The following is a 7,690-nucleotide window of genomic DNA, read 5'->3' on the forward strand; positions in this document are numbered from 1 at the left end:
AAGGCACCGCCCCATGCGCCTTCTTCTCCTGGAAGATGATCCGGAAATGGCCAGCGCGATCCAGGTCAGCCTGGCGCGCCACGGCATGGTGATCGACGTGGTCGGCACGATGGCGCAGGCCGATGAAGCCCTCAAGGCCGGCGTCCACCAGATCCTGCTGCTGGACCGGCAGCTGCCCGACGGCGACGGTGCCAGCTTTGTCCGGATCGCGCGTGAGCGCGTGCCGAACCTGCCGGTGATCATGCTGACCGCGCGCGATTCGGTGGCCGATCGGGTCACCGGCCTGGACGTGGGCGCGGATGATTACCTGACCAAGCCGTTCGCGGTCGAAGAGCTGCTTGCGCGCATCCGCGCGATCTCGCGGCGGCCCTCGCAGATCACCCTGCCGGTGTTGTCGCTGGGCCGGCTGCAGTTCGATTTCGTGGCGCGCGAAGCCCGCGTGTCAGAGCTGCTGCTCGCGCTGCCGCGGCGGCAGCTGCTGGTGCTCGAAGCACTGGCACTGCGGCAAGGGCGCACGGTGGGCCGCGCCTCGTTGCTGGAAGCCGTGTACGGCTTTGACGATGCCATCCAATCCAATGCGCTGGATGCGCATGTCTCCAAGCTGCGCAAAGCGCTGCTGGAAGCCGACGCGGGCGTGGAGATCCACGTCATGCGCGGCATCGGGTATCTGCTCAAGGACACGCCGTGAGATTGCTCAAACCCGATTCGCTGGCGTTCAACCTGGTGTGGAAGGTCTGCCTGATCCAGGCGGCCACGATCGCCCTGGCGTTGAGCGCGATGGTGTTGACCTACGGCGACCGCCGTTCGGCCTATATCGACTGGAAGACCAGCGACCAGATCGCATCGGCCATCACCTTCGGTGCCCAGGGACTGGAGGCGGATCTGCGGAAGGTGGCGCTGGCCGTGCCACGGCCGCCGGCGATGTTCTGGTTCGCCGCGGCCGATGAGCGTGGCCGACGCCTGGTGCATGGCGATGTTCCCGTGCAGTACCGTCAGTTGGTGGCACGGCTGGATCAGATCGAGCAGACCGACATCCGTACCCGCATCAATGCCGATGCGCTTGCCGTGCGCGTGGTGGTCGTTGTTCGGCCGGAAGGGCGGTTGCACGTGGCGGTAGGCGGCATTCCCGAACGCAGCATCGTGCGGCAGCTGCTGTTGATCTTCCGCTACCTGGGCGGCTGGATCGCGTTGCCGGTGCTGGTGATCACGCTGGTGGTGGCGCCATGGGTGATCCATCGCGCGCTGCGCGGGGTCAACCGCGTGGCGGCGCAGGCCGCAGCGATCCAGGTCAACGAGCGCGGCAGCGGCCTGGATACGCGTGCCGTGCCGCTGGAGATCTATCCGCTGGTGGACGCCTTCAACGCGGCCGTGCGCCGCATCGGTGAAAGCTACGATGCGCAGGATCGCTTCCTCGCCGGTGCCGCGCATGAGCTGCGCATGCCGATCGCGATCCTCGCCACGCGCCTGGCCGATCTGCCGCCCGGCGATGCGCGTTCGCGCCTGCAGCTGGACCTGAGCCGGCTGAGCAACATCGCCGAGCAGCTGCTGGATCTGCAGCGGCTGGACCGGCATGGCAGCCAGTCCCAGCGTATCGACCTGTCCGCGTTGACCCGCGACGTGGCCGCCGATGTCGCACCACTGGTGGTGGATGCCGGCTACGGCTTTTCGGTGGATGCACCGGATCAGCCGATCTGGGTTCGCGGGGATCCCCATGCGCTGCACCGGGTCATCGCCAGCCTGCTGCAGAACGCCATCGCCCACGGTGGCGGCCGCGGCATGATCGCCGTGGCACTGCATGATGATGGCGGCCTGTCGGTCAGTGATGAAGGCCCGGGCGTGCCGGAGGCCGAGCGGCTGTCCGTGTTCGAGCCGTTCCACCGATTGCGGCCCAGCGGCAGCGGCAGCGGGCTGGGCCTGCACCTGGCCCGCGAGATCGTGCTGCGTCACGCCGGCACCATCGCCGTGGACAGCGCCCCCGGTGGTGGCGCGCGGTTCCTGGTGGTCCTGCCAGTGGACGCGCGGCCGTTTCCGGGCGCGTCCCCGGCATGACGCCCTGTCCTCCCTGTCCGGTTGCGCCGCCTATGACGAGATCAGCGTGGCGCCGGCGCGGCGCAGTAGGCGGTGATGGCCTCGGCGGTGTTCTCCAACCCGTTTGCATTGGCCAACTCCCACGGACGTTCGCACTGCTGTGTGCGTTCGCACCAACGGTAGCCTGCCGAGCCGATGCACCCATGCGCATCGCGGTCCGCACCGGGTACGCCTGCCGTGGGCGAGGAGGGTGACGGCGCAGGATGGGCGCAGGCGGTGAGGGCGGCGAGCAGGGGAAGCAGGGCGGCTCGAATGGACATGCAGGCTCCGTAGGCGCTTGAGGTCGCGGGCAGTCTCGCGCCGGGTCCGTCGATGTCACGTGCAGGGTTCACTCCTCCATCACCGGGCGTGGGCTGATATGACGCTGGAGGATTCCGCCGATGCTGCGTTGTAGTCCGTGACGAGCACCGCGGAACGCGATGATGCGTTGAAGCAGGATGCGTGCGACCCGCCTGTGTGGACATCGCCGGTATCAGGTTTGACGCCAGGTTGTCAGCGCCACTGCCAGGAGGCACGTCATGAAAACACTGTTTTCGATCCGTCACATCGCATTCGCTGCGGCGCTCACCTGCGTCTCCGCCCGGGCCGATGCCTGCACCCGCGTGGTGTATCTGGGCGACAACCAGGATGTGATCACGGCCCGCTCGATGGATTGGAAGAGCGATGTGGCCACCAACCTGTGGGTGCTGCCCAAAGGCATCGACCGTGATGGCCAGGCCGGCCCGCGCTCGATCCGCTGGACCTCACGCTACGGCAGCGTGGTCGCCACCGGGTATGACATCTCCACCACCGATGGACTCAACGAAGCGGGGTTGTCAGCCAATCTGTTGTGGCTGGCAGAATCGCAGTACCCGCAGCAACGTGGCAGCAAACCGGGATTGGCGATCTCGTTGTGGGCGCAATACGTGCTCGACAACTTCGCCACCGTTGCCGAGGCCGTCGCCGCGCTGGAGCGCGAGCCGTTTTCGATCGTGACGGACAAGGTGCCGGGCGAGTCCCGGCTGGCCACGCTGCACCTGTCCTTGTCCGACGCCAGCGGTGACAGCGCCATCGTGGAATACATCAACGGCAAGCAGGTGATCCATCACGATCGCGCCTATCAGGTGATGACCAACTCGCCGGTGTTCGATCAGCAACTGGCGCTCAATACGTATTGGCAGGAAATCGGTGGCACCGTGATGCTGCCCGGCACCAACCGCTCGGCCGATCGCTTCGCTCGCGCGAAGTTCTACATCAACGCCATTCCCAAAAGCGAGGATCCCGTGGTCGCATTGGCCAGTGTGTTCAGTGTGATCCGCAATGTGTCCGTGCCCTACGGGATCACCACGCCGGGGGAGCCGAACATCTCCTCCACCCGCTGGCGGACCGTGGCCGACCACAAGCGCAAGCTGTATTTCTTTGAATCGGCGATGACGCCCAATACCTTCTGGGTAGACCTCAACAAGGCCGATTTCTCGCGCGGTGCCCCGGTGTTGAAACTGGACCTGGGGCCGGACCAGCGCAACGTGTTCGCGGGCGACGCGCTGCCCCGGTTCCAGCCGGCCGAGCCGTTCCGGTTCCTGGGCACCGACGGCTGAGCAAAATCAGACTAATCCGATAACAACGGGCTTCAACCTGCTCTATCGTTCCTGCTGAGGGATGGATCCCTCACGTCGTGAGCTTTTCGCCCAGGCATGCCGCAAAGGAACGATCCGCATGGTGATCAAACTGCAACACATCGAACGCCGCTGGCACGTCGTGCACCCGGCCAAATCCGCACCGATTGCGTTCCGCAGCGGGGCCACCGCCTTCGATTTCGCCGATGCCCTGGCACGCGAGTACCATGCCGAGACCGGCGACAGCAGCGCCGTCCGGGTGCAGGTGCTGGAGACCTACGTGGACGCCGTCCGCTACGGCTGAGCCGGCCATCCAAGGCTGTTCGTGCGGATGTGACCGCCGGCCGCCCGCCCAGTCAGCCACGCGTCGGGTACCTAAATAGGGGATGAAATCAGCGACTTCTGGCCTATGTCGCGGCGCCGGACGATCACCGATCCTGTGCGCCTCCCCCAACACGCAACGAGGATCCCATGTCGAACACCAGCCCTTCCCAGGCCGCCAGACGATTGCGCTGGGCCGTGGTGCCGGCGCTGATGGCGCTGGCCGGCGCTGCCCAGGCGCAGAACTACGACCGCTATGACGACGGTTACAACGGCGGTCCGGTGCGCTGCGAATCGATCAAGAACCGCACGCAGCAGTGCGCCTTGCCAGGGCGTGCACGCCTGGTGCGGCAGATCTCCGGCTCGCCCTGCGTTGAAGGCCAGACCTGGGGCCAGGCACGCAACGGCGTGTGGGTGACGCAAGGCTGCCGGGCCGAGTTCATTGCCGAGGGCGGCCGCGGCGGCCGCTGGAATGGCGGTGGGGGCGGCTGGGGCCACAACGGCGGCGGCAACAACGGCCGGGGCCAGATCCTGACCTGCGATTCCAACGACCATCGCCGTCAGCGCTGCGTGGCCAATGTCCGCCGCGAGGCGCGGCTGATCCGCCAGACTTCGCGTAATGCCTGCATCGAAGGGCGGACCTGGGGCTGGGACCGCACCGGCGTCTGGGTGGATGGCGGCTGCCGCGCCCAGTTCCAGATCTACTGATGGCTGGTGCACAGCGCTTGAGCGCCCCCTGAGTGCTCAAACGAACGAGGCCGCGTCGATTGGACGCGGCCTCGCTGTTTTTTGCGGAGCACTCGCCCAAGGGCGGTGGGCAGCGTGTCAGCCTGCCGCGCTGAGCGTCTGGCCGCTCTTGACCAGCATCGGCCAACGCTTGAGCACGGCCTGGCGGATGCCATCGGCATCGATGCCGGCTTCGGCCAGCAGGTCTTCACGGCTGGCATGGTGCTGGAAGCTGTCCGGCAGGCCCAGGTGCAGGAACGGCTTGAGCACGTTCTCGGCATTGAGCAGCTCGGCCACGCCGGAGCCGGCACCGCCGGCGACCACGTTGTCTTCGATGGTGACGAAGCCTTCGTGGCGCTGCGCAAGTTCCAGCAGCAGGGCCCGGTCCAGCGGCTTGATGAAACGCATGTTGACCACGGTCAGGCCCAGTTCGCGGCCGACCTGTTCGGCGGCCGTCACGGTGCTGCCGAACGCGAGCAGGGCGATCCGGCTGCCCTGCAGGCGCAGATCGGCCTTGCCGATCTCCAGCGTGGCCAGATCCGTGCCGGCGGCGATGCCGGTCCCGCTGCCACGCGGGTAGCGCACCGCGGCCGGGCCGGCATAGCGCAGCCCGGTGGTCAGCATCTGGCGGCACTCGGCCTCATCGGACGGCGCCATCACCACCATGTGCGGCACGCAGCGCAGGAAGCTCAAATCCAGGTTGCCGGCATGGGTCGCGCCATCCGGGCCGACCACGCCGGCGCGGTCGATCGCGAACAGCACGTCCAGCTCCTGAACGGCCACATCGTGCACCAGCTGGTCGTAGGCGCGCTGCAGGAAGGTCGAGTAGATCGCCACCACCGGCTTGGCGCCCTGTGTGGCCATGCCGGCCGCCAGGGTCACCGCGTGCTGCTCGGCGATGGCCACATCGAAGTAGCGCTCCGGATATTCCTTGCTGAAGCGCACCAGGCCCGAGCCTTCGCGCATCGCCGGGGTGATGCCCATCAGCTTCGGCTCGGCCGCGGCGGCATCGCACAGCCAGTCACTGAAGACGTCGGTATAGGTCGGCTTCTTGGCCCCGCCCTTGGAGACCAGGCCCTTGTCCGGATCGAACGGGCCGACCGCGTGGTAACCGATCTGATCACCTTCGGCGCGCTCGTAGCCCTTGCCCTTGGTGGTCATCACGTGCAGCAGCTTCAGGCCCTTCAGGCTCTTGAGCGTCTTCAGCGTGGCGACCAGCGCCGGCACGTCGTGGCCGTCGATCGGGCCGGTGTAATGGAAGCCCATTTCCTCGAAGAACGTGGACGGCACGAACATGCCCTTCCAGTGCTCTTCCCAGCGCTTGACGAAGCGCGCGGTCGGGTTGTGCTTCTTGTCGCCGAGGATCTTCTTGCCGCCTTCGCGCAGCGCATTGAGCGTGCGGCTGCCGGTGGCGCGGCCGAGCATCTTGGTCAGCCCGCCCACGGCTTCGGAGATCGACATGTTGTTGTCGTTGAGGATCACCAGCAGGTTCGGTTCCTGCTCCATGCCGCCGGCGTGGTTGAGCGCCTCGTAAGCCATGCCGGCGGTCATCGCGCCATCACCAATCACGGCCACGACCTTGCGGTCATCGCCTTCGGCCTGGCGTGCGATCGCCATGCCCAGCGCCGCCGAGATGGAGGTGGAGGAATGGCCGACGCCAAAGGTGTCGTACTCGCTTTCCTCACGCTTGGGGAACGGCGCGACGCCGTCCTTCTGCTTGACCGTGTGGATCTCGTCGCGGCGGCCGGTCAGGATCTTGTGCGGGTAGGTCTGATGACCCACATCCCACACCAGCTGATCGACGGGCGTCTGATAGAGGTAGTGCAGTGCGACGGTCAGTTCGATCACGCCCAGGCCGGCGCCGAAATGGCCGCCGCTCTTGCCGACCGACTCAATCAGGTAGGCACGCAGTTCATCCGCGATCGCGGGCAGTTCGGATTCTTCGAACCTGCGCAGGTCATCCGGTGACTGGATGCGCGCAAGGCGGGGATAGCGGGCGGAATCGATCATGTTTATCGCGCTTCTTCTGAGCGCCTATTTTCCCCCCCAAATGAGGGTGGGGCAAGCAAACCGCCTTTTCAGTGAGTAAACGGTGACGGAGGCTGCGACAGAACGTCGCAGCGCGCTCAGGCGCAGAGCTTGGAACGCTTGGGCAACTGCGCCTTCAGGAAGGCCATCTGATCGGCCAGGATGTTGCGGTTGGACAGGATCATGTGTTCGATCCAGCTCGGCCGATAGGGCACGGCGAGCAGCGGCATGCTGGCCTGCTGCGGGGTGCGGTTGCTCTTGCGCGAGTTGCAGTGGAAGCAGGCGCTGACCACGTTCTCCCACACGTCCAGGCCCCCCTTGGACAGCGGCATGACGTGGTCGCGGGTCAGCTGCGGGCGGTTGAACTGTTGCCCGCAGTAAAGGCACAGGTGCGAATCGCGCGCGAACAGCGCGGGATTGGACAGATTCGGGGTGGGGTCGATCGCGCGGGAGCGCGCATGCCCGCGGGCGGCGATGATCGGGTGCAGGTCCAGGCCGCTCTGCAGGCCGGTGGTGCGGCAGATGCCGCCGTGGATGTGCAGGCAGGGGTCGCCCAGGGTCCAGGCGACCGCGCCACGCGCGTAGAGGCAGGAGGCGTCCTGCCAATTGATCCAGTCGAGTACGCGCCCGTGGGCGTCCAGGGCCAATAACCGCACCGATCCGGGCCGATGCAGCGTAACGATCGGCGACACCTCGGCGACCGGGGCGGACGAGGCTCCGGTATCGATCAGACCCAAGCGTGTAGTGTCTGTCTCCATCGGGAAAACAGCTTATACCCGAATCGTTACGAATTGGGTATAGGGGCTTGCGCCCCTACCCGATTCGTAACGATTCGGACAGGCATTCCACCTTGACCCCCCGCCTTCGGCGCGCCCCCTTGAACATCAAGGGGGCTTTTCTCCAGAAGGTGTATCCGGGGTGCCGACCAACGG

At 66.4% G+C, this 7,690-nt stretch carries 8 protein-coding genes; 5 read left to right on the top strand and 3 right to left on the bottom strand.

The window, feature by feature from the left end; all coding sequences use genetic code 11:
* The first annotated feature begins 13 nt into the window (after window positions 1-13).
* Window positions 14-688 (top strand): response regulator transcription factor, encoded by a 675-nt coding sequence (locus tag QMX81_RS13030; protein WP_121038329.1) that lies wholly within the window; start codon window positions 14-16, stop codon window positions 686-688.
* Window positions 685-2,049 carry a HAMP domain-containing sensor histidine kinase gene (locus QMX81_RS13035; protein WP_282262061.1) on the top strand — a complete coding sequence of 455 codons (1,365 nt, stop codon included), beginning with the start codon at window positions 685-687 and terminating at the stop codon, window positions 2,047-2,049. The genes QMX81_RS13030 and QMX81_RS13035 overlap by 4 nt, the downstream gene beginning before the upstream one ends.
* 41 nt (window positions 2,050-2,090) lie before the next feature.
* Here the strand turns inward: QMX81_RS13035 and QMX81_RS13040 are convergent, their stop codons facing one another.
* Window positions 2,091-2,342 carry a peptidase gene (locus tag QMX81_RS13040; protein ID WP_282262074.1) on the bottom strand — a complete coding sequence of 84 codons (252 nt, stop codon included), beginning with the start codon at window positions 2,340-2,342 and terminating at the stop codon, window positions 2,091-2,093.
* Window positions 2,343-2,606: 264 nt separating this feature from the next.
* On the opposite strand from QMX81_RS13040, the gene QMX81_RS13045 reads away from it, so the two are divergent.
* The 3 genes from QMX81_RS13045 (at window position 2,607) to QMX81_RS13055 (ending at window position 4,712) form a co-directional block, all read left to right on the top strand.
* Complete coding sequence (locus QMX81_RS13045) at window positions 2,607-3,665, top strand: linear amide C-N hydrolase (RefSeq protein WP_121038320.1); 1,059 nt, start codon at window positions 2,607-2,609, stop codon at window positions 3,663-3,665.
* A gap of 118 nt (window positions 3,666-3,783) precedes the next feature.
* Window positions 3,784-3,987: a hypothetical protein gene (locus tag QMX81_RS13050; RefSeq protein ID WP_121038317.1), complete on the top strand. Its 204-nt coding sequence runs from the start codon at window positions 3,784-3,786 to the stop codon at window positions 3,985-3,987.
* Window positions 3,988-4,154: 167 nt separating this feature from the next.
* Window positions 4,155-4,712, top strand: coding sequence for a DUF3011 domain-containing protein (locus QMX81_RS13055; protein WP_121038314.1), 558 nt, complete (start codon window positions 4,155-4,157; stop codon window positions 4,710-4,712).
* Between the two features lie 117 nt (window positions 4,713-4,829).
* Here the strand turns inward: QMX81_RS13055 and dxs are convergent, their stop codons facing one another.
* Window positions 4,830-6,740, bottom strand: a complete 1,911-nt coding sequence (dxs, locus tag QMX81_RS13060) for a 1-deoxy-D-xylulose-5-phosphate synthase (RefSeq protein ID WP_152153412.1) — start codon at window positions 6,738-6,740, stop codon at window positions 4,830-4,832.
* Between the two features lie 116 nt (window positions 6,741-6,856).
* On the bottom strand, window positions 6,857-7,516 hold the full coding sequence (locus tag QMX81_RS13065; RefSeq protein WP_088432555.1) for an HNH endonuclease: 660 nt from the start codon (window positions 7,514-7,516) through the stop codon (window positions 6,857-6,859).
* Between the last annotated feature and the right edge of the window lie 174 nt (window positions 7,517-7,690).

It is taken from the genome of Stenotrophomonas sp. PS02301 (genome assembly GCF_029959485.1).
Lineage (GTDB): Bacteria > Pseudomonadota > Gammaproteobacteria > Xanthomonadales > Xanthomonadaceae > Stenotrophomonas > Stenotrophomonas maltophilia_Z.